The 22,239-nt window shown below is 47.0% G+C and carries 18 protein-coding genes; 7 read left to right on the forward strand and 11 right to left on the reverse strand.

Features of this window, described 5'->3' with window-relative positions; all coding sequences use genetic code 11:
- Positions 1-8 precede the first annotated feature (8 nt).
- Positions 9-2,750, reverse strand: a complete 2,742-nt coding sequence (locus GVN20_RS12120) for a S8 family serine peptidase (protein ID WP_166558572.1) — start codon at positions 2,748-2,750, stop codon at positions 9-11.
- An 87-nt stretch (positions 2,751-2,837) separates the two neighbouring features.
- Positions 2,838-6,857, reverse strand: coding sequence for a S8 family serine peptidase (locus GVN20_RS12125; protein WP_166558573.1), 4,020 nt, complete (start codon positions 6,855-6,857; stop codon positions 2,838-2,840).
- 791 nt (positions 6,858-7,648) lie between these two features.
- On the opposite strand from GVN20_RS12125, the gene GVN20_RS12130 reads away from it, so the two are divergent.
- The gene (locus GVN20_RS12130; protein WP_166558574.1) at positions 7,649-10,771 is read left to right on the forward strand and encodes a two-component regulator propeller domain-containing protein; all 3,123 of its coding nucleotides are present in this window, start codon (positions 7,649-7,651) and stop codon (positions 10,769-10,771) included.
- A 22-nt stretch (positions 10,772-10,793) separates the two neighbouring features.
- Positions 10,794-11,414, forward strand: a complete 621-nt coding sequence (locus tag GVN20_RS12135; protein WP_166558575.1) for a response regulator transcription factor — start codon at positions 10,794-10,796, stop codon at positions 11,412-11,414.
- 19 nt (positions 11,415-11,433) lie between these two features.
- On the opposite strand, the gene GVN20_RS12140 is transcribed toward GVN20_RS12135, so the two are convergent.
- From GVN20_RS12140 to GVN20_RS12155, 4 genes are all read right to left on the reverse strand, one after another.
- Positions 11,434-12,747, reverse strand: coding sequence for a hypothetical protein (locus GVN20_RS12140; RefSeq protein WP_166558576.1), 1,314 nt, complete (start codon positions 12,745-12,747; stop codon positions 11,434-11,436).
- 221 nt (positions 12,748-12,968) lie between these two features.
- Positions 12,969-13,733, reverse strand: a complete 765-nt coding sequence (gene madM / locus GVN20_RS12145) for a malonate transporter subunit MadM (RefSeq protein WP_166558577.1) — start codon at positions 13,731-13,733, stop codon at positions 12,969-12,971.
- Positions 13,734-13,735: 2 nt separating this feature from the next.
- Positions 13,736-14,104, reverse strand: coding sequence for a malonate transporter subunit MadL (madL, locus tag GVN20_RS12150; protein WP_166558578.1), 369 nt, complete (start codon positions 14,102-14,104; stop codon positions 13,736-13,738).
- A 77-nt stretch (positions 14,105-14,181) separates the two neighbouring features.
- A complete protein-coding gene (locus tag GVN20_RS12155) occupies positions 14,182-15,666 on the reverse strand; it encodes an acyl-CoA synthetase (RefSeq protein ID WP_166558579.1) in 1,485 nt (494 codons plus the stop codon).
- Between the two features lie 283 nt (positions 15,667-15,949).
- Between GVN20_RS12155 and GVN20_RS12160 the strand changes: the two genes are divergently transcribed.
- Positions 15,950-16,114: a type II toxin-antitoxin system RelE/ParE family toxin gene (locus GVN20_RS12160; RefSeq protein WP_166558580.1), complete on the forward strand. Its 165-nt coding sequence runs from the start codon at positions 15,950-15,952 to the stop codon at positions 16,112-16,114.
- Positions 16,114-16,452: a HigA family addiction module antitoxin gene (locus GVN20_RS12165; RefSeq protein WP_166558581.1), complete on the forward strand. Its 339-nt coding sequence runs from the start codon at positions 16,114-16,116 to the stop codon at positions 16,450-16,452. The genes GVN20_RS12160 and GVN20_RS12165 overlap by 1 nt, the downstream gene beginning before the upstream one ends.
- Positions 16,453-16,716: 264 nt before the next feature.
- Here GVN20_RS12165 and GVN20_RS12170 read toward each other — a convergent pair whose 3' ends face one another.
- Positions 16,717-16,827, reverse strand: a complete 111-nt coding sequence (locus GVN20_RS12170) for a DUF2179 domain-containing protein (RefSeq protein ID WP_229599043.1) — start codon at positions 16,825-16,827, stop codon at positions 16,717-16,719.
- Between the two features lie 112 nt (positions 16,828-16,939).
- Here GVN20_RS12170 and GVN20_RS12175 point away from each other — a divergent pair, with 112 nt between their 5' ends.
- Both GVN20_RS12175 and GVN20_RS12180 read left to right on the forward strand, forming a co-directional pair.
- Positions 16,940-17,452: a helix-turn-helix domain-containing protein gene (locus tag GVN20_RS12175; RefSeq protein ID WP_166558582.1), complete on the forward strand. Its 513-nt coding sequence runs from the start codon at positions 16,940-16,942 to the stop codon at positions 17,450-17,452.
- A 103-nt stretch (positions 17,453-17,555) separates the two neighbouring features.
- Complete coding sequence (locus GVN20_RS12180; RefSeq protein ID WP_229599044.1) at positions 17,556-18,149, forward strand: 1-acyl-sn-glycerol-3-phosphate acyltransferase; 594 nt, start codon at positions 17,556-17,558, stop codon at positions 18,147-18,149.
- A 109-nt stretch (positions 18,150-18,258) separates the two neighbouring features.
- On the opposite strand, the gene wecB is transcribed toward GVN20_RS12180, so the two are convergent.
- Together wecB and GVN20_RS12190 are read right to left on the reverse strand one after the other, a co-directional pair.
- Complete coding sequence (gene wecB / locus GVN20_RS12185) at positions 18,259-19,371, reverse strand: non-hydrolyzing UDP-N-acetylglucosamine 2-epimerase (protein ID WP_166558583.1); 1,113 nt, start codon at positions 19,369-19,371, stop codon at positions 18,259-18,261.
- 48 nt (positions 19,372-19,419) lie between these two features.
- Positions 19,420-19,767: an arsenate reductase gene (locus GVN20_RS12190; protein WP_166558584.1), complete on the reverse strand. Its 348-nt coding sequence runs from the start codon at positions 19,765-19,767 to the stop codon at positions 19,420-19,422.
- Between the two features lie 70 nt (positions 19,768-19,837).
- Between GVN20_RS12190 and GVN20_RS12195 the strand changes: the two genes are divergently transcribed.
- Positions 19,838-20,272 carry a hypothetical protein gene (locus tag GVN20_RS12195; protein ID WP_166558585.1) on the forward strand — a complete coding sequence of 145 codons (435 nt, stop codon included), beginning with the start codon at positions 19,838-19,840 and terminating at the stop codon, positions 20,270-20,272.
- A gap of 15 nt (positions 20,273-20,287) precedes the next feature.
- Here GVN20_RS12195 and GVN20_RS12200 read toward each other — a convergent pair whose 3' ends face one another.
- Both GVN20_RS12200 and tatC read right to left on the reverse strand, forming a co-directional pair.
- Positions 20,288-21,037: an ABC transporter ATP-binding protein gene (locus GVN20_RS12200; protein WP_166558586.1), complete on the reverse strand. Its 750-nt coding sequence runs from the start codon at positions 21,035-21,037 to the stop codon at positions 20,288-20,290.
- Positions 21,038-21,043: 6 nt separating this feature from the next.
- The gene (gene tatC, locus GVN20_RS12205; RefSeq protein ID WP_166558587.1) at positions 21,044-21,946 is read right to left on the reverse strand and encodes a twin-arginine translocase subunit TatC; all 903 of its coding nucleotides are present in this window, start codon (positions 21,944-21,946) and stop codon (positions 21,044-21,046) included.
- Positions 21,947-22,239 lie beyond the last annotated feature (293 nt).

Genomic DNA, 22,239 nt, shown 5'->3' on the forward strand with positions numbered 1-22,239 from the left:
GCAAAACGTCATTGCTTCACAAAAGGTTTGGCAATGGAGCGCCGCCCGTCGCTGACCTGAATGAAGTACTTACCTGGTGGGAGTTCTGACACATCAAACTGATTCAGAAATACACTGCCGTTATCGTATAATAGTTTGCCCGCGAGTTTAACACCGTCTAGCGTTACAATGTGTGCCGTTAAATCGTACGTGTTGTCGGATGCATACGCGACGGTCAGGGTATGAACGGCAGGGTTTGGAAAAATCGATAGGTTTTCCTTCACAATCAATATTTCCGGAACGGTGGCGGGGGTATTTGTTGGGTACGGAACGTTGATCAGGATGAGGGGGGCAGACATAATTGAACACCCGTTTTGGGTAATTTCAACCGTATATTTCCCGGGTAATGAGGCGGTCAGCCGCGCTCCGGTTGCGGTCGCAATGGCATTGTCGTTTAAAAACCAGCGGTAAGTCATTCTTTCGCCCGTAATGGTTGTAAGCCTAATGCTCCCTTTCGGAGGGATGAGGGTGCCATCGGTGGTTGAAATTACGGGCTGTTGAAGGGCTGAAAGTAACTGAGTCGGCTTTGAAATGGCAATGCAGCTGTTGCTTCGAATGATGACGCTATAGGTTCCGGGTTCTGTTGGGGTAAGAACCGATGTGGTAGCACCTGCGATAGCAGTGCCGTTGCGCTGCCATTGATAGCGGTAGCCCAAACCTTCATTTGCCGTCAGCCGTACCGCTTTGCCTGTGCAGATAGCAAAACTTCCTGAAGGGCTGATTTGAGCAGTCAGTGTAGAAACACGGACATTGATGGCTTTGGATTGGGCTGAACATTGATACCCGATGGCTTTGACGGAATACACACCTTCTTGTGAAATATTCAATGAGGTAGAAGTGGAGGTAGCAAACAGCTGCCCGTCTTTCATCCATTGATAGGTCAGGCCATTGTCGCCTTTGATTTGCATTTTCAGGGCCAGATTTCCGCAAAGCGTGGTATCTTTTCCAGCCACTAACTGAACGGCGGCGTTGCAATCCTGAGGGCTTATGCCGCTGATAAACAGGGAGTATGGCTGAGTGCCAGTTTGCAGTGTTCGTTTGTGCCGAATGGTCAACGTGTATACTTTCCCGGGCGTTGGTGATTCAATCACTGCTTGCTCGGTATTGTCCCTAATATTATCGCCCTTGGTGGCTGCTTTGGCGGGATTGGCGGGGTCAAGTACCCACGGGAACCACGTATTGCCCGCATCGTCGCTTAGACGTACATCGAGGTCATTGATGAGTTTGATGGCCGGGTCATCTACGGTCTGGGTCGTAATTCTGGTGGGTGCACCTTCGGGGTCGGTCCAACTGAGCGTTACGACCAAAGGAGTGTTGCCCGTTGCGATTATTTTTTGTTGGAAAGTTTCATTCTGCCGAAGTGATTTTTCCAGCACTGCATGATTATTGTCTGAATTAATCAGGACTTTGGCTGCTTTTTCGGCGTTGAGCAAGCCCCAGCCGTATTCGTAGCTTGGGCCCAATTTATTGAGTGGTTTGTCGGCCGTGTGGAGTACGAGTCCCTTTAACGTGGCCGAACGCATAAAATAGGCTTTTTGACGATAAAAAAGCTCCTGTAACAGAATCAACGTACCCGAAACATTGGCAGAGGCAGTTGAAGTACCCGACATGGTTGCGTAGGCGTTGTCGGCGTTTGAGATGGAGGAAATGATGGTTGTCCCGACGCCCAATAAATCTGGTTTGATGCGGCCATCGTCAGTGGGCCCCCAACCGCTAAAATCGGAGACGGAGAAACCACCGATGCGGCCGTTTTGTAGTTGTAGTTCTGCACCGCCAACGGTTAAAATATTTTTGGCGTTGGCTTCGGCGGGAATCACGTCGTAGGCATCGTTGCGGTACCGGTCCAAAATACTTGTTTGGTTTGTATTTCGTAAAAAATAAGGCGTTCCGATGGGCGGGCCTGTTTCGCTACGTTTGTTATCGGCCGATTTTACAATCAGGTAAAAGGGGTTGTTGTAGGCCAATTGATCCAAGTCCCGCGCTTTTTCGTCATAAAACCCAAAGCGATAATCTTCTTTTGTGCTGATGCTCGTATTACCCCACCATTCCCATTTGCGAGTCGGGTCGTTACCTGGCCGGCTTTCATTGTAAAACCACCCCACAACAGGGCCGTAAGAATGGTTTGAAACCAACATTTTTGATGCTTCGCGGGACATTTCCACCAAATCGTCGGTATAGTCCCAGACATCTAATTTAGCGGCGTACGCCATTCCTTTGACTTGCGAATTGATACCCGCAGCGGCCATCGTTCCTGATAGATGCGTGGCATGGTCGCTCAGTAGGGTATTGCCGTCTTTTTGACGAATTCGCCCCCCAAATTCAATGTGCGAAAGACGAGGTAAGCCGCCATCCCAGAGGCAAAGGGTGCCATTAAGCTGTGGCAAATCGCCTTTCAAGTCAATCCCCAAGCCCCCGCCTTTGTAGAGATTGGTGGTGTGGGTACCTGTAGAAGCCAGAATGTTATGAACAGTGTAATAAACGGGTATACCAAATGTATCAACTCCCTGTAAAGTTAAAGTGCGCCCCTTGGCATATTTTTTGCTAATAAACCATTTCTGTTTTTTGGCAAGATTCAGCGCCTTTTGGCGATTCAGGGTGTAGCGTTTTTGGAGGTCGAGGAGGCGTAAACCTGCCGTGTTTTCTGGTATTTTTAGGCTGGTTTCAATGGTTTGGCCCTGTACAAAAAGACAAATGCCTGATAGATAGACCATTAAAAGTCTACCTATCAGCGAAGAAATACTAAAAAATAGTTTACGGGGTAAAATAGCAGACATCCTCTCACAGTACAGACGCGCAACTTAGTGTTTTACGATGGCATTAATGATGCGCGTTGGTGTACCCTCCACTTCAATTATAGCAAAAAACGTACCGCTTTGTAGCATTTTGAGGTTAAATTGTGTACTAAATTTTTTTTCATCCCCGTCCATCTGTTTTTTCAGTATCAAACGACCCTGTAAATCATACAAAGAAGCCATTATTTTTTGCAAAATGGGGGTCGGTGAAGTATATTCTAAAATAACAAAATCTTCGGCTGGATTGGGATATAATTTATATACCCCCGCAATCGGAGAAACGGGATCCACGGCCGTAATTGTAATCCGTACTTCGTCTGAAATCAATTCGCCACATCCATTTACATTGCCTCTCACCGAGTAGCTGCCCGTTTGTGTTGGCATGTATGTTTTGGCGGTAGCACCCGCAATCGGCAGCCCGTTTAACAACCATTGGTTGCCCGAAGTTGCGCTGGATGTAAGCTCGATACCGTTGGTCGTAATGGTGGGTTTTTCGGCTTTTTTGGTCGTGATGGTCACGGGCGATGATACCGAAGGCAGACAGTTGTTGACCGAGGTGCTCACGGTATACACGCCTGAATTGCCCGCCGAAAAGGTAGCATTTGTGGCTCCGCTGACGGGCTGATTATTGAGAAACCACTGATACGCGCCGCCGTTTGCGGGGGCGGCGAGGTCAATGACCGTGCCTTCGCAAATGGTGGTACTTCCCGTAACCGAGATGGTCGGAGTAGTGCTACTGGAGGACTGAGCCACGACGGGAATCCTGCCACTTGAACAACCCAACGATTTAACCTTCAAATCATAAAAATAGTAATAGGCGTTGGTGAGGGTATCGATACCGCCGTTTTGGGCAAACAATGCCCCTTTCAACGTAATAATATTGGGAATGCTGAACGGAAAGCCTGATACGCCCGCATTGCTTCGGAATATAGTAGCACCGTTTTCGTACTCAATCGTAATTTTATAATCTCCAGCGGCGGGAATGGGCAAATTAAGTGGGTATACCTTGCCTGGGTCGTTGGGGTCGTCGGAGATTTGGCCCGTCGGGGCACCTTGATTGGGGGCGTTGGGGTTTCGGCTGGCGGTCACGTCAATCGTGGTGGTAGAAATAAATTTATCATCCAAACCGTATACGGTAAACGTCAATCGACCAGCTGAGGAGGTATAGAGCCGAGCGCTTTCTAATAAAACGGGTACTTCGGTGCGGATGAACGGCGCGGGGCCGAAATTCCCCGAATAGGTTCCTCCCGTAAATGCGGATTTTGTGGCGGGGCCTAAGGTGCCGCTGAAGTCGTTGAGGGATACGTAAAATGTCCCACCGGGCAAACGAATACTGCTACTCGTTGAATTGCCGGCGGCAATAAATTGAGAAGAAGAAGGGCTATCATACCAAAAAGCGGTTCCGTTGCCTTTGGCGATGAGCGATAGCGGGTCGGTGCCGCAGTAAGTAGCCGTGGCCGAAGTAATCGTTGTTAGACCAGCCACTGCTCGTGCCTGAATTAAGGTATTGTTTAGCGAATCCTGATCGTCGGAGAGGAGCGCTTTGACGGTAAAGGTATAGTTTGTTGCGGGTTTTAATTCACTCAAAAAGGGTGCGGTCAACGAAAATGTAGCTTCCGAAAAAGCCGCTAAAGCCTGTGTAAGGGTTGAGGTAATGGTTCCGAGTACGGCCCCTGATGGCTCGGATACCTGAACCGAAACGGGAATAGCCGTTAGCGCTTCCGAACCGTTGTTTTTAAGTCGAACGGTAACGTTGCTGAGTTGATTGCTGCAAAAATTATTTTCAGGCGTGACCAACGCAGATAGGATTACATCGCGCGAGGGGCGTGTAAAACGCACTAAAAACTCCTGCGTTTCTCCCTTGGTGTAGGTGCCGCAGGCCGTTACAGCAGCGGGATTGTTGGTTTCGGTTGTTACGATGCGTATGCGGGACAGGTTATTGAAGATTAACCCAGACGGCGCTTTAAGTACGGTCGAAAAAACGCCATCGCCCATGACCGCCGAAGCAGCTACCGTTTCATTTTCATCGTCAAAATCTCCGTCTGAATTCCAGTCAACAAACGCTTTTACCACTTTATTGAAATCTCCGCCGCAAGAGCCGACGCTTATTTCCAAAGGAATACTTTGCCCCGAAGAAATCGCTACCACTTGACTCATAAAGTCACTGTACGTTTGGCAGCCGTTATTGGCAAGTTGTGTAACATTTCCCAGTACCACTTTCGTGATTTTAGTGTCTGCGTCGGATATAGACCGGGATTCACAATACGCCTTACCGCCGATGCCGCTGACAATCAGTGCGTAAAGTTGGGTGTTGTTGGTCAACGTGCCTTTGTGCTTTATAGTAATGGTGTAGGTGCGCCCCGGAACCGCGTTGGGAATCAAGATTTGTTCCACATTGTCCCGAATGTTATCCCCTCGTGTTGCGTTGTTGGCGGGTTGTTCAGGGTCTAGCACCCAGGGCAGAGATTCGGTCGTTCCGTCGGAGATACGGATGTCTAAGTCGTTCATTAACTTAGGGGTACGGTTATTAAAATTGGCGGAGTTGACAGCAAAAACAGGGGCTTCAGGGTCAGTCCAGCAAATGGTGGCAATGAGCGGTCCTTTTCCCGAGGCCACCACCTGTGTTGTGTAGATTTCGTTGGGCAACAAGGTGCGCTCGGTAATTAAATGCGATTTATCCTTGTTGAGTAGCACTTCAGCAGCTTGCCGTTGGTCCAACAATCCCCAGCCGTATTGGTAGTCGGGTCCAGGATTGCCCGCATCGTCGGCAGTATGCAATACGAGCCCTTTTAATGTGGCAGAACGCATAAACGTACCGTTTAGGCTATGGTATAATTCCTGCAACAAAAAAATAGAGCCAGATACATTTGGCGACGACATCGACGTGCCGTTGAGGGTTGTGTAGGCGTTATTGCCCGTGGAGGTGGTTGAGAAAACGCTCACACCCACCCCCACAATGTCGGGTTTGATGCGCCCGTCGTCGGTCGGTCCCCAGCTGCTAAAACTTGAAATGCGCGGGTCAGAAATTTGATTATATCCATTATTCAACACGCTTATGGCACCCACCGTCAGGCTGTTTTTGGCGGTTCCGTAAGTCGAGATTAAATCGTATCCTGTTTGGGCGGTGCGTGGAGTGGTGCTTTTACGGTTGCTACTGCCCAAAAAATAGGCAGTTCCTGCGGGTGGGCCAGTAGTGCCCCGGTCGTTGCCCGCCGAATTGACAATGAGATAATAAGGAGCATTATAAGCAATGCGGTCCCATTCGCGGGTGCGCGAATCGTAAAAACCGAATTTGTAGTCTTGAAGATTGTTCACGGTCGAATCCCCGTACCATTCCCATTTAAGGTTGTTGTCGGTGCCAGGCCGCTCGGAATTCAACCGCCATCCCGACAGTGTTCCGTACGAATGGTTTGAAACGAGTAAGTTGGCGGCCGCATTGGCCATTTCGGGGGTGTCGTTGTTGAAGTCATGGGCCAGTAGGGTAGCCCCGTTAGCCATCCCACGCGCCCGGGGATTGATGCCCGTGGCAATCATGGTGCCACTTACGTGGGTAGCGTGGCTGCTTACGCTGGTTGCATTGTCTACCTGCGTGATGCGTCCGTTCAATTCGCTGTGGGTTTTCAAAACGGCACCGCCGTCCCAAATCCCCAACCGGTCTTTCATCACGCTGCTAGCGCCCGTGAGGTTCAGGCCCAATCCGCCGCCATCGTAGAGTGCGTTGGTACGGGTCGTGATTGCGGCCCCTCGGTTGGTTGTTGTGATGTTATAGAGCGGTTGCCCAGTTTCGCTCACTCCGCTCAAAATCACTACGCTGCCGTCGGAGAAATCTTGCCGCAAAGGCCAATTGTTCTGCCTAGCCAAGGTTTTTAGTCGGGAGTTGAGGGTAAGGTGTTGATTTTCAATGGATTTATGAGATTCGTGGATTTTTTGCAGTTGCTCGCCCGAATACAATGGTTTGAGTTGCGCGTAGCTAGTCAATGAAAAAAAGGATAGCCCTAGGAGAATGAATGGTAAACGGTAGTGCATAAGAAGGGTATAAGGGTATTTCTTGTATAAACGAAAAACGGTGGGGTGAAGTTATAAGGGAAATGCAACTTTACAAAGCACGCTGTTTTGGGTGTCAAAAAGGATGTAAAATGCTGATTTGCGTGATTCCTATCTTGTTTTAATTAAATACGACTCGGAGAGGCTGAATGTTGCACACTGGCACAATACACCCCAAAAAACCGTGATTGACAAATAGAATCAAAAACAACTTCATCAGCTCCCCTTCTCTAGTTGCTGAAAAACGAAGCGCTAGTCAGCTTCAATGATTTATGCGTGTTGAGGTTTAAGCAAAGCAAAGTTTTTTCTGAACAAAAAAGCGATGTATGCGAATGAATAAAACCCGGAAGATACCATTGACGATTTGCGCGATTTGTGCTGAATAATGAACCGTGAAAAGCAAGGTTTTATCGGATGATTTTTTCAATTCCATTTGAAAGAGATGTGCGGTTGTTTTTGCTTCCACTTTCAATTACCTCAGTACACAGAAGGAAAAGAATAAGGTATTTCATTGCCGTTGAACATCAGGGGTTTAAGTCGACGAACCTAGCTATTTTTTTAGGTAAAAACAAGATTAACTTTTAGGGGGATTTGTATTAAATGAATTTGACGAAAAATGGATAAATTACCCGTCAAAGTTTTAGGAGGATACCCTTTTGATAATCCCCTATTTTGGGTGAATGAAACAACGGGCGTTCCAACCTACTTTTGTAAAATATAACTCGTATACCCCTTCTCCTTGTTTAAGAAGAGGGGCAGCGGTGAGGTTAACAATGAAAAAATACCTGTTACTGCTTTCTATCTGCATCTCTAATGTCGTTTGGGCCAACAACGTGATTCCTTCCGACTACTGGGATCACCTTGCCCTCAACGAAGGCCTGAGCCAAAACGAAGTGCGTAGCATCGTGCAGGACCACCGAGGGTTGATGTGGATGGGCACACAAGACGGCCTCAATTGTTATGACGGACAGACCATCAAAAAATACCGCCACAACCCGTTTGACTCTACTACCCTCTCGCACGATGACATTACGTTTTTGTACGAAGATGCGCGGCATCATCTCTGGGTGGGCACCACCAAAGGCCTGAATAGGCGGTTGTTTCGCCACCATACTTTTCAACATTTTCCGCAAATCCAAGGCATGGTCACGAGCATTGTGGAAGATAAAAACCATACGATTTGGGTAGGAACGTCGTCAGGTTTATGGTGCCTGCGGCCACAAGGAGATGAATTTCAGCATTTTTTGTACCGTCATTCGGCAGACGATGCTTATTCGCTTTCGCACGATTTTGTGGGGAGTATGACCCTTGACGCCGATGGAAATTTATGGATAGGAACGGCCAAAGGCCTCAATAAACTATTGATGGGCAATACCATACGCTTCGAAAATAGTCGTAATCGCTCCTTGCCGCTTTATGACGCTGACCAACCTCCTACGCACGTCTGGAGTGGGCGTGGTAAGGGGTTGTGGGTGAGTGTTCAGGGGCAGTTTGGGTTGGCCAATCCCCACACGGGTGCATGGGAAGACCTGACGGCAGCCTTGCCCGCCCAAGCCCAAATTTCGACCGTTTGGACCGACCGGCTCGGTGTGATTTGGATAGGAACGCAGGGAAATGGTATTTTTCGTTATCGTTTTGACGCAACCGCGCGGCAATTGGTACGTCTGGGGAGTTTTCAGGAAGATTTATTGGCCAAAAATGGTCTCAGAAGTAGTCATATTACGTGTATTTATGAAGGGCGAGAAGCATCCGAAGATGTGGTTTGGGTAGGTACACGCGAGGCGGGAGTACAGTTGTATTCACGTTCAAAAAATACATTTCAGCATTGGGAACGGCTATTTAGTAAAGAAAATGCCGCTGGAAAAAGTTACTTCGGCATCGGCACCGATCGACAAGGGTTTTTGTGGACGGGGACTTTTGCCAATTTGTACCGAATTGACCGTCAGTCTCAGACCATTAAAAAATACGCATTACCCAATGATGCCTTGGTCGAAACCATCACCGAAGATGTGCAAGGTACGTTGTGGATAGGTGGCAATGCGGGTTTGCTTCGGTATGACCGCTCTCGTGATCGTTTTGTTCCGTTTGTGCTGCCCTCATTCGACAATAAAAAACCTTGGGTTTTACGGATTTACGAAGACAAACAACAAAAAATGTGGGTAGGCACTCAGTCTTATCTGGCCAAATTCACTCCGACTGGCTCGCCCGAAATCATTCGGGAACTACCCGCTGCCCAAAATACTAAAATTGAACTGCGTAACGTCGGGGCTATTCAGATGGACACCAAAGGCACACTCTGGATTGGGATGCGAAACGGATTGGTGCAATGGCCCGCCAACGGAGGGGCTGCCCAATTATTCCAAAATAAGCCTATTGACCCTAAATCGTTGATAAACAATACTGTATTGGACGTTCATGTCGATGCTAAACAGCGCGTGTGGGTGTGTACCACCAAAGGGCTCAGCCGAGTGATTGAAGAAAAAGGGAAGGTGACTTTTGAGCATTTTACCGAAAAAGAAGGCCTTCTAAATGCCTTCGTGTACGGGGCGTTGAGTGACTCGAAAGGGAAAATATGGCTCACTACCAACGGCGGTTTGGTTTGTTTTGACCCCGACAAACGTACTTTTCGCAATTATACCGCCCAAGATGGACTCGGCGGTGGCGAATTTAACTCTGGGGGTTTTCACCAAAGCGCCGATGGAGAGTTGTTTTTTGGAGGCAACGGTATGTTGCTGAGTTGTCGTCCTACCGAATTAGTGCCCAATCGGCACTTGCCCAAAGTCGCGGTTACGTCCTTCAAAAAGTTTGAAAAAGAATGGGATATTGACAGTCTGCTGGCGTTGAAAGAGCCTATCACCCTAAAATACGACGAAAATTTTTTTTCGTTTGAATTGGCGGCGTTAGATTATACCAACCCCACCCAGAATCAATTTGCGTATCAGTTGGAAGGGTTTGACAAAGAATGGGTTATGGCGGGTACACGTCGCTATTTGACGTTTACTAATTTGAGCCCTGGCCAGTATACGCTGCGCGTCAAAGCCGCCAACAACGAGGGGCTGTGGAATGATAAAGAAATACTCAGCATTCCGCTGTATATCCAACCCCCTTTTTGGCAAACGTGGTGGTTTTATGCGTTGGCATTGTTGATGTTGGTGACCGTATCTAAGTTATTTTACGATTATCGAGTAAGGGCTAAAGTTAAGTATCTGTTTGACTTGGAGCGGGTTAAGTTGGAGGAGAACGAGCGCGTACGTAAACTCGCCGCCCAAGACTTGCACGATGAATTCGGAAATACATTGACCCGGATTTCGTTGTTAACGGAGATGATTAAAACCCGCCTCAACGGTCAGGCCAAGGGAGAAATTGGGACATTGCTCACCAAAATCGGTGACAATTCCAACCGCATGTATCAAGGAACGAAAGATTTTATTTGGGCTATCAATCCCGAACACGATAATTTTTACGAGATTGCCATTCGCCTCAAAGATTTTGGCGACGATGCATTTGATAAAACGGGAATTCGGTTTTCGGTCAATGGCCTCAATGATGAGCTTCGCGCGGTGACGCTTTACATGGGCGAAAGCCGGCACTTAGTGTTGCTGTTCAAAGAAGCTATCAGCAACACCCTCAAACATGCCCAAGCCACGGACGTTTCGTTTACTTTTGGCGTTGAAAACGGTGAAATGAGCATCAAATGGGAAGACAACGGCAAGGGATTTTGCGCTGACCAAACCCGGCAGGGCAACGGACTGACCAACATCCAGACCCGCGCTGAAAAAATAGGCGGTAGCGCCATCATCCGAACACTGGAAGGCAAAGGAACTTGTATAGAATTTCGAAAAAAAGTAAGGGCTGGAGTACAATTTAGCCCAAAAACTGACAAAACGGGGCGTTAGCTCTGACTAAATTATTCCAACAATGCCAATCCGCCTCTCCCTCGTCGAAGACGATCACCTCATCCGCGAAGCATTTACCGATTTGCTGAACAATACCGAAGATTTTTTGGTCGTTAGCTCGTATTCTAATTGTGAAGATTACCTGCGCAACCTCGGCACCGACCGCCCCGACGTGGTGCTCATGGACCTTGAACTCCCGCGCATGGGCGGTGTAGAAGGCATTGAGCGCACCAAAAAACTACGCCCTCAAACCCAACTTATTGTGGTGACAGTGTACGAAAATGATGAGTTGGTGTTTAAAGCGCTGTGCGCTGGTGCGGGCGGATACCTCACTAAAAACATGCCGCCCAGTCGTCTCATTGAGGCCATTCGTGAGATACGACAGGGCGGCGCCCCCATGAGTACCAATATTGCCCGCATGGTGGTGGCGTCGTTCCAGAAAAATCATCATTCTCCCCTAACCGCCCGCGAAACGGAGGTGTTGGAGCGCATTGCGCAAGGAAAAAGTTACACCACCATTGCCGACGAATTGTTTGTGGATAAAGAAACCATCCGGACCCACATCAAAAACATCTATTGGAAACTCGAAGTCCACTCCAAAGCAGAAGCCATTGAAAAGGCAAGGAAGGAGCGGTTTATTTGAGCGATGACTTACCCCAATCTTAATTCTCAATGGTGCGAAACTCTCCCCCGAAAGCACCTGCTTGGACGGGTTTATAACGACCTGGTTCATGGTAGAGGGTAGCGCTGAAAGTACCCGCAATGGTGCCAAGTTTGCCGTTGTATTCCGTGATGGTAATCGAGCCTTTGGAGTAAACCAAGTCGAAACTAACGGGGTCGAGGTATTGAGAATTAAATAATTTCCCAGTTTTTCCGCTCTCCTTACCAGACATACGGCAGTTCTCGTCTGGCCCAATTGTGTAGGTACCTTTTCCTTTGAAATTTTTGATGGAAACGCTTAGACCTGCTGGATAACTCGCATCTGGGGGCATAACTTCTTGCATACTGATATAAATACTGTTGCCGCTTTCGTCGTTATTGGCCGAAACTTTAGGATTTTCGTAGGTTTTTCCATTGATGGTCATTCGATTGGCCGCTGCAACGGTCACGTTAGCAACCAAAATGATTTGACTACGTCCTCCCGTTTTTAGGTCAACACTGATGGTCATCGGGTGGGTGGCGGGTACTTTGCTGGGAGCGATATAAAGTGCTTTTTCTCCTTTGTTGTGAACACTTAACGAGCCATTGGCTTTGTTGGCCGACAGTGCGGGTTCGCCGTTGAGACGCCAGTTTCTGAGGTTGGTATGGTCAACGGGCTCCCACGGCTTAAGCGGAGCCAATAATGTTTCTCTTGACTCAGCCTCCTCTTTGTCGCTGTGGTTGGGTTGATAGGCCACCGTAAGCATTATTTGTTGGTTAGGAACCAACACACTGGCGTCGTATTTCAGATAAAAATTCTGATAAAAAGCGAGAGGGTATTTTAGGTCAAATGTCGGGGCGGTAAGTGTTTGAGTAGCAACGTCTGCTTTGAGGTTAGACTTGCCAAGCCAAGCACCGTCTTCGCGCTGCCTGGCCAGACCCACCACATTGGTAGCGGTGCCGTTGAGGCCGTCCTTGCCAAATTTCCAAGCGAGTGAAACAGGTTTGTTGAGTTTTGTCTCCTTGGGCGTTACTTCAAATGCTGGCCCGATACCCCCAGCGGCTTTGTTTTCTACCATTTGTAGCCGAAGGGTGGTAGGGGCACTGAGCGCACCCGCTGGAAAAGTCAATTGTAGGCTCCCGTCGGGGGAAGTCAGCGTGCCACCTTCGGGGCCGATAGATTTGGCAACGGGCGCACCGATGGGCTTTCCCTTTTCGGTGATTTCGGCGGGGAGGTTGCCTATCGGCTCAACATTAACAAGACTGCCAGGTGTTTGGCAGGCAATTTGACCCACGAGCCAGACGCCCATGGTCAATCGAGGAAGAAAATGTTTCATTTTTGGCTGTGTAGTTAAACAAATCGGATTCATCAACGAGCGTTTCAGAGCGCTCGTTACCCCAAAATTGCCCTAATGTGCCCATTTTTAATAGCCAGAAATGATTGAATTGTGTCTATGGACGATTTAATTGAGAAAAAAAGGAGGTGAAAGAGCTTAAACAAAAGCCCCTAACAGAAAGAAGCCTCGTAGATGCATAACCTTTGTAGAAAATAAGCGCATCAGCTCCCCAACGTCAGCCGCATTAGAAGGTACAGAATCGAAGGACAGGCGAGGCAGCCCAGACCCGTGTAAAATGTGGCGGTAAGGGCACCGTAGGGAACAAGTTTGGGGTCGGTGGCGGCCAATCCTGCCGTTACGCCGCTGGTGGTTCCCATCAATCCACCGTAGATGAGGGCGGTGTGTGGATTATCGAGGCCGATGTATTTGGCCACGAAGGGCGTACCGATGGTTACGGTAATGGCTTTGACCACCCCCGCCGCAATGCTCAAGGCAATGACGTCGGACGAGGCACCGATGGCCGCGCCCGTTACTGGCCCGACAATGTATGTACATGCCCCCGCGCCGATGGTGGTCAGGCTGACGGCGTCGCGATAACCCCATAGCAATGCCACGCCAACACCGCCCAAAAAAGAAAGTACAATGCCCAAAAACAGCGATAAAGCGCCCACCCAGCCCGTGCGCCTCAACACTAAAAAACTCGCGCCCATAGCGGTAGAAACAATGGCGAAGTCGCGAAACATGGAGCCGCCCAGCGTACCGAAGCCCGAAAAAATCTTAATATCGGCAATGCCCTTTTCCCCACCCGAATACACCCCACCGAAGTAGGCAATGACCAGACCCGTAAGAATAGCGATGGCCGAGGCGGGGATTTTACGACGAGTAAGTTTGTCGGAAATAATGCCCGACAGATAAATGATAAGCCCTACGACCAAAAAGGCAAAGACCAACCCATTTTTTTCGAGGAATTTGACGATAATTTCCATGCTCAGTCGGGCTTGGTATTTTTAGAAAGTTTGGCTAAAAGCGGAATGGCAAGCAGGCAAATCACAAAAGGGACAATCCCCGCCACAATGGCGATAAAGCCACTCGAAACCGCCACTTTTACGTTTTGAATGGCCGACATCGCCACGATAATCGGAATATACATATGATTCCAAAACAGAATTCCGTTTTCGGTAGATTTATCAAAATAACCTTTTTTGTGAAGCCAATCGCTCAGGAAAATCAAAAGTAACATGGCAAAACCTACTCCGCCGACGTTGGCGTCGACGCCGATGAGTTTACCCAAAAATTCACCGATGAGTTGGCCGAGGATGTAGCAAAAAGCCAAAATGGCTACGCCGTAAATAATCATTTTTTGGAGGTTAAAGGTTTAGGGAACGTCGGCAGGGTTTGAGATTGTGACGATTAACCCTGCCGACGTTAAGGAAATTAAAATAACTTCTTGATGTCGTTTTTGGTGACTTTGCCCATGGCATTGCGGGGGAGTTCGTCGATGATTTTGTAGTGGCGAGGTACTTTGTAGGCGGGCATACGCTCGCGTAGCCATTGGTTGAGCGCTTTTAGGTCGATTTCGGGGGCTTTGACCATCAATGCCGCAACGACCAACTCCCCCCATTCTTCGTTGGGAACGCCCACCACACTGCAATCGCTGATGGCGGGATGCGTGCGCAATACTTCTTCGATTTCGAGCGCGGAGATTTTGTAACCGCCAGATTTAATGATGTCGATAGAATCGCGGCCCAAGATGCGGTAATAGCCTTTTTCGACCACTGCCACGTCACCTGTTTTGAACCAACCATCTTCCGTGAAAGTCTTTTGGGTGGCTTCGGGGCGTTGCCAGTATTCCAAAAATACGTTTTTTCCCTTCACCTGAATTTCGCCAGGTTGGCCCGTTTTGACGACCTGATTTTGCTCATCGACCAACAGAACCCGAACGCCAGGCAGAGGTTTGCCGATGTAGCCTGCTTTGCGCTCGCCGTGGTAGGGATTGCTAATGCCCATGCCGATTTCGGTCATGCCGTAGCGTTCCAAAAGCGTGTGTCCGCTAATGGTTTTCCATTTTTCCATAACCGATACAGGCAATGCCGCCGAGCCAGAAACCATCAGTCGAAAGCGAGCAAGGTTGTCTGAAATGACTTGTTGTTTATCCTTTGGCAGACTTTCCCAGTAGGCAATGAGTTTGAAATAAATGGTCGGGACGGCCATGAATACGTTGATTTTTTCTTGCAAAAATGCCCCAAAGACCGCTTCTGCCGAAAATGACGGCAAGAACTCTACCGTCGCGCCCGACCACAGTGCGCACGAAATGACGTTAATGATGCCGTGAACGTGGTGCAACGGCAACACGCACAGAATGTGATCATTGGCCGACCATTCCCAGGCTTTTACCAAGGTTGATACCTGTGCTTCGATGGTGCGGTGCGTCGTGACCACGCCTTTGGGTAGGTTAGTGGTGCCGCTAGTATAGAGAATCATTGCCCGACGGTCGGGCGAAATATTGGGCAATTTTTGGGGAGATAAAGCAGCGTCTTTAATATCCGTTAAGGCAATGAAACGAAGGCCTTTTTGGGTAACCAACGGCTCTAAAAGCTCGGCATATTCGGCCCCCGCCACGATGATTTGCGCGTCGGTATCGTCGATGACGTACTGTAAGGAGGGCAATGGGTACGTGATACACAACGGAACCGCTACGCCGCCAGCGCGCCATATACCCCACTGCACGCGCACATAATCAAAACCGGGGGAGACCATAAAAGCGACGCGAGCTTCGGCCAAATCAGTTGTTTGTTCAAGTAATATTGACGCAAATCCGTGCGAAGCTTCCAGTAAATGTTGGTAGGTATAGGTTTGATTGTCAGCGACAATGGCTTGATTGCCTTGGGTTTGGGAGGCGTTTTTGATTAACTGTAGCATAGGTTAAAAAAAGGAAAGGCTCAAAGCTATTCGAAAACGAGCATTCTGCCAAAAATGCAGTCAGTGGATATTGACAATTTATTGTCAAATTGTTACAAACTGAGTAAATTTATTGTTTTATAACATACTATGTTATAATTTTAGTGAATGATTATTGAGTTTGATAATAACGAATTAGTGGCCTATTATGAAGGCACTCACCGAGGGAAGCTCCCTTTTCAGTCTTCTGTGGTGAGACAGTATCAGAAAGTAGTTAATTACATGGTCGCTGCTCCTAATTTTAATGAACTCAAAAAAAATAAACTCACTGCGTATTCACCCACTCAAAAAAGAATTAACGGGCAAATACGCCGCAAGGGTAAATGACCAATACCGTTTGATTTTTCGATTGGATGAAGAAGAAACGATAGAAATACTCACACTGGAAGACTTGACGGATTATCACTAATGAAAAGAGCAAACGAATTGATACCTGCAGTAGCGACTCATCCCGGAGAACTACTGGCAGATGAACTGGAAGCCAGAAACCTGACGCAGCAAACGATTGCGATTCAAATGGGTGTAAGTCAGGCGATTATTAGCCAGTTATTGCACAAAAAGCGACGGGTATCGCTAGAAATGGCGTTACGGTTAGAACAGGCTTTGGATATTTCAGCCGAGTTTTGGTTGAATCTTCAACGCCAATACGACCGCGTAACTGCCTATCACAACGCCCAAAAATCTCTCCGTAAACTCAACCTGCCCGAACCTCGCCAAATGAAGTTGTTGGAAGCGATGTTGGGATAGAAAATAGCCAGCACTGTCAACTATTAGGGGTAGATTGATAATTTTCAGTTTTTTTGGAAGAAGTTGCTAATGCGTTCCGCAACATTAGTTTTGGGAAATTCAGGTCAAAAAAGAACTTAAAAAATGGTCGTTATTAAACACTGCATTCCTGCACATAGTGAATACCCCAAACTTCACGTTGAATCTATAAAAGAAAGAATCTGACGAAAAAGATATGGGTATTGCTCTGTTTTTCAATTTGTTCGGCGTTTGATAGACAATGGGTTAATGCGACGGCCTTCCTTTTACAATACCCCCGCGGGCGTCATCTATTCCGTGTTGAACAATAAAGGCCAAAGGATCAATCTCGGCAATGGCATCGCGTAGGCGGCTCACTGCTCAAAATCTTTTGTTTGTGTGGCCCGTACGAGAAAAAAGTAAAATTGATTTAACAGTTCGTGCAACGTTGAGGGTCCTTTTCTCATCTTATCACTAAATCAGCCATGAGATGAAAGAACTACCGATTAATTTTAATGGGTTATTGTGGTGGATGGGCCTCTTCGGAGGTTTGGTTTGGGTGCTGCTTTTTGTGGTACGCTCTGAAAAAATGCTTCAAAAACCCATAAAAATCAACTTGCTGTTTTTTGGTAGAAAGGCAAATCAAGAATACGGCGTTCGTCTACTAAATCGCCTGTTCAGGCTCATGAACGATGAAAAACCGTATCTCGAAAAAAATATTTCACTAGAATCATTGGCGGCTCGACTCAATGTTACGGCGGCGCAGTTGACGCAGGTAATCGACGAAAATTTAGAACAAGGCTTCCCCGAATTGATTTCAACTTACCGTATTCAGGAAGCCAAGCGCTTGCTCGTAATGCCCGAATACCAACAAAGCAAAATGGAAGACCTCGCGTACAAAGTGGGGTACGAATCTATCGCTTTGTTTGACGACGCCTTTAAAAACTTCACCGAGCAGACCCCCACGGAATATAAAAAGAGAATGAGCATGATTTGCCTGTAAACTATTTTATAAACAATAGTAAAATAGTAGAGAAATCATTGACGCTACCTGTTGCCAAATCGAAAGGAGTTCCTAAATTTGAGGTACCTAAACCTTGATGATGATGAATTGGCTCTTTGCATTTTTATACCGAATTTTTGGATGGGGAATTCTCGGACGTGTTCCCAAAGATTTAAAAAAGGGAATATGGGTAGTTTGCCCGCACTGGAACAGCTCTGATTTTTTTATTGGAGTTGGCGCAAGGGCTTCCATTGGCGTTAAAATGGGCTTTTTGGGAAAAAGTTCTCTCTTTAAATGGTATTCGGCTTGGTTTTTTCGGGCATTGGGTGGGTATCCCGTGTACCGTGAAAAATCCAATAATTTGGTGGATGCCGTGGCCGAGACTTTCAATCAAAACGAGTTTATTCACATCGCTATTGCCCCCGAGGGCACCCGCAGCAATACCTCCAAACTCAAAACGGGCTTTTATTTTATGGCGCTCAAAGCCCAGGTGCCGCTTGTGCTTGTTGGCTTTGATTATACCCGAAAACTGGTGGTATTTGGTGAGCCTATTTACCTCACTGGCGACTACGTCAAAGATATGAAGCCCTTCTATGATTTTTACCTGACGATTCAAAGTCCCAAAAAAGAATGGTTGCAGTTGTATGAACAAACGGGCGTTATTCCTTTTCCAAAAGAGCAAAAAGCGGAAAGGTAAAGTTGAGAACTGAAAAACAAAAAAATTTAAAATGTAAATAAGAAGTCCGTGACAGAACCTTCCAAGATGCCGTTGTAGTAACGATATAGGCTTTTTATGATGCTTAATTTTATAAACCTCTCAAAAATGCCGCTATTCGCTCACTTGCCAAGCCGTCGCCGTAGGGATTATTGGCCTCCGACATTTGCTGGTAAAGGGTTTCGTTTTCGCACAACTCACTGACCGATTGTATAATAGAGTCGCGATTGGCACCCACAAGCTTAACTGTACCCGCATCGATGGCTTCGGGGCGCTCGGTAGTGTCGCGCATGACCAAAACAGGCTTTCCTAAACTCGGAGCTTCTTCCTGCACCCCACCCGAATCGGTCAGAATGGCCCAGCTTTTTTTCATGGCGTACACAAAATTGGTGTAATCCATCGGCGCTGGTAAATGTACGTTGGGTAGGTTGCCCAATCGGTCATAAACTGGCTGCTGAACGTTGGGATTGAGGTGAACGGGGTACACGATTTCTAGGTCTGGGTATTTCTCGGCCAAATGACGTAATGCGTCACAAATTTGGATAAAGCCATCACCGAAATTCTCGCGACGATGCCCAGTCACGAGCAAAATTTTCCGACCTGATTCAAAAATGTGTTGCACAGAAGGCGGAATATCATCAGAAAAATGCGTGGCTCGTTGGCTGACGTAGAGTAAAGAATCAATGACAGTATTGCCCGTTTTTAAAATAAGTGTAGGAGCAATGCCTTCTTTTAAAAGCGCCTGTACGTTGCGGTCGGTGGGAGCAAAATAATAATTGGCTAAACGGTCGGTAATGAGGCGATTGGCTTCTTCAGGATAAGGTGATTGAAGATTACCCGTACGCAATCCTGCTTCAACGTGCGCAATCTTAATGCCTGCATAAAAGGCAGCCAACGACGTAGCCATGCACGTAGTGGTATCTCCGTGTACCAACACAACATCTGGTCGATAAGATTGAAAAAGCGTGCGTAGGCCCGTCAGAATACGGCAGGTAATATCGGTCAAATCCTGCCCAGCTTGCATCACGTTGAGGTCAAAGTCGGGCGTTAGTTCAAAAATATCTAATACCTGGTCTAGCATCTGTCGGTGCTGTCCAGTCACGCACAGTTTATGCTCTACATGTGGGTTTTGGCTTAAATTTCGTACCACCATGGCCATTTTGATGGCTTCGGGGCGGGTACCGAATACGGTCAATAACTTCATTTTTTGGGTATTAAACAATATATAAATGGCATTGAAGACAGGGTTAATTTATGCGATGCTCGCCAGCGTATCGGGTTTCCACCCTACGGCCACAATCTTTCCATCTTTTTCAACGATAGGGCGCTTAATCACCGAAGGCTTTTCCATCATGAGTGCAATGGCGCTTTCGTTGTCTTGCACGGCGTTTTTTTGTTCGTCAGAGAGTTGTTTCCATGTGGTTCCTGCCCGATTGATGAGAGTTTCTTTGGGCTGTTGGGTGAGCCAGAGCGTCAGCTTTTCGTGCGAAATGCCGTGTTTTTTATAGTCGTGAAACGTGAAGGGAAGTTGATTTTCTTTCAGCGCTGTTATTGCTTTTTTGACGGTGTCGCAGTTGGGAATTCCGTAAACGGTCAGCATAAGGGTAAAAGTATTGGTGAATTGAACTGCAAAGTAGAAAACTTTTTTGAGTAGGGCGTGTTAAATAGTCATGAAACTTATTCTAAAAACCACCGTTCAGCAGTCTTACCTACAGGTTTGGAGAGGCTTTGATGAAACACTTTTTCGTCGGCTGAGTCCTCCTTTTCCTCCCGTTCGGGTGGTTCGTTTTGACGGATGTCTGAAAGGAAATATTGTGGAATTAGAATTGAATTTTTTTCTCTTCAAACAACTCTGGACCAGCAAAATTACGGAGCAGCAAGGCAATGTCGAGGAGGTTTTTTTTATTGACGAAGGTGTAAAACTTCCGTTTTTCTTAAGTTATTGGCGGCACCACCACCGAATCATTAAAGACGGTGAGCATACCATCATTGCGGACGAAATCGAGTTTCGTACACCTTCTATCCTGACAGATTACCTTTTTTACCCTCTTTTATACGGGCAGTTTTTGTACAGAAAGCCCATTTACCGTAATGTGTTTTCGTAAATAAATCGAAAAACCTTATTGGCGGCTCATGTCTCGTAGTAGTTTATTGGCAAAAATAAATTCATTCAATTCGGTCACTTTTGACTCGGTAATGGTGTTATTGTTGCCTTCCCAGACTTTATGACCTTTGTACAGAAACATCACTTTTTCACCGATTTCTAAGACTGAGTTCATGTCGTGCGTAATCACAACGGTAGTAATGTGATATTCGTCCGTAATTTCTTTGATGAGCTCATCAATTTTGATGGACGTGAGCGGGTCTAAGCCAGAGTTTGGCTCGTCGCAAAATAAATACTTTGGATTCATTACGATGGCCCGCGCAATGCCGACGCGCTTTTTCATTCCGCCGCTGATTTCGGAAGGCATCCGCCCCGCGGCTTGCTCAAGACCTACGCGGCTGAGGCAAAAATTTACGCGGTCTTCTTTTTCACTTTCGCTCATGTTGGTGAGCATTTCGAGCGGAAAGCGTACATTTTGGGCCACGGTCTTGGAATCAAACAACGCCCCACCCTGAAAAAGAACGCCCATTTCGCGGCGAATCTGCTTGCGGGTGTCTTCATCGCTGTTCCAAAAATCCCGACCGTTGTAGAGCACATTGCCTTGGTCGGGTTTGACAAGACCAATTAGGCATTTGAGCAGCACGCTTTTACCCGTGCCGCTCCCGCCAATGATTAAGTTTGTATCGCCGGGTTTGAACGTCCCAGAAACATCCTCCAATACCATGCGTCCATCGAAGGACTTAGAAATGTCGGTAAATTGAATCATGATTAATTACATGTCAGCATCAGGATTCCAAGGCTCACCCATTGCACTGGCTTCTTCTTCCTTGGCTTCCAATTCTGCATCTTCTTTTTTAGTACGCTCTACCCAAGCTGAAACTAAGATGCTGATTTCGTACAAAAGGGTTAAAGGTAATGCAACCAATACCTGACTGAGTACATCGGGAGAAGGAGTAATGACCGCCGCCAAAATCAAAATAACTACAAAGGCGTGTTTGCGGTATTCGCGCATGAAGCGAGGGTTAAGAAAACCGATTCGCGACAAAACAAACGCAACGACTGGTAGCTGGAATGTAAGACCGCAGGCAAGCGTCAATACCGAAATCAGCCCTACATACGAGGTAATGTCAAATTGGTTCTTGATACGGGGGTCTAATTGGAAATTGGCCAAAAAGTTGATAGCCAGTGGAGAAACAATATAGTATCCGAAGAAAACACCTGACAAAAATAGAAACGTAACGTAGAAAACCGCGCCCCGCGATACGCGCCGCTCGGCAGGCTTAAGACCTGGCTTGATAAAGCGCCATACTTCCCAAAAAGCATAAGGGAACGCAAACAACAAACCTATGATAACCGAAGAAAGTAGTGCCATGGTAAATTGGCCTGCCATCTCACGACTCTGTAACTCAAAGTCTAGTTTTTCAATGCAAAGCCCTTCGGCACCCGTAAAGTCAGCGATTTTGCAAAGCATCCGGTAAGTCCAAAAATCAGACTTGGAAGGGCCCAATATGATTTTGTCATAGATTTCTTCAATGTAAATAAAAGCGGCAATGGTAAAAATTAAAATCGCCCCTACGGCCCGAATTACGTGCCAACGCAATTCTTCGAGGTGCTCAATAAAACTCATTTCGTCGCCGGTGGCATTCTCTTTATCAAATTCTTGGTCGAGTGGCATTGGTTATTTTATATTGATGGTACTCAATTTATGTTACAAATAAGGGTTATTCTGGTCCTAATAAATACGATGCAATGTACTAACTACTCCATACAAACATACAAAGGTACACGCTTAGACGCTTTTGCGTTACAATTTCTTTAAAAATTAGGTTCAGTTTTGGGCTTCTAGTAGGTTTTTACGACTTTTGAGAAAGATTTACTAGCTGATTTTAAGTGGAATTGAATGGATTTGGCGTAAATTGTCTCTGTTATTCACCCTTAAAAGCCCAGTAATCAACTTAAAAACATCCA

It is taken from the genome of Runella sp. CRIBMP, assembly GCF_009905605.1.
Taxonomy (GTDB): Bacteria; Bacteroidota; Bacteroidia; order Cytophagales; family Spirosomataceae; genus Runella.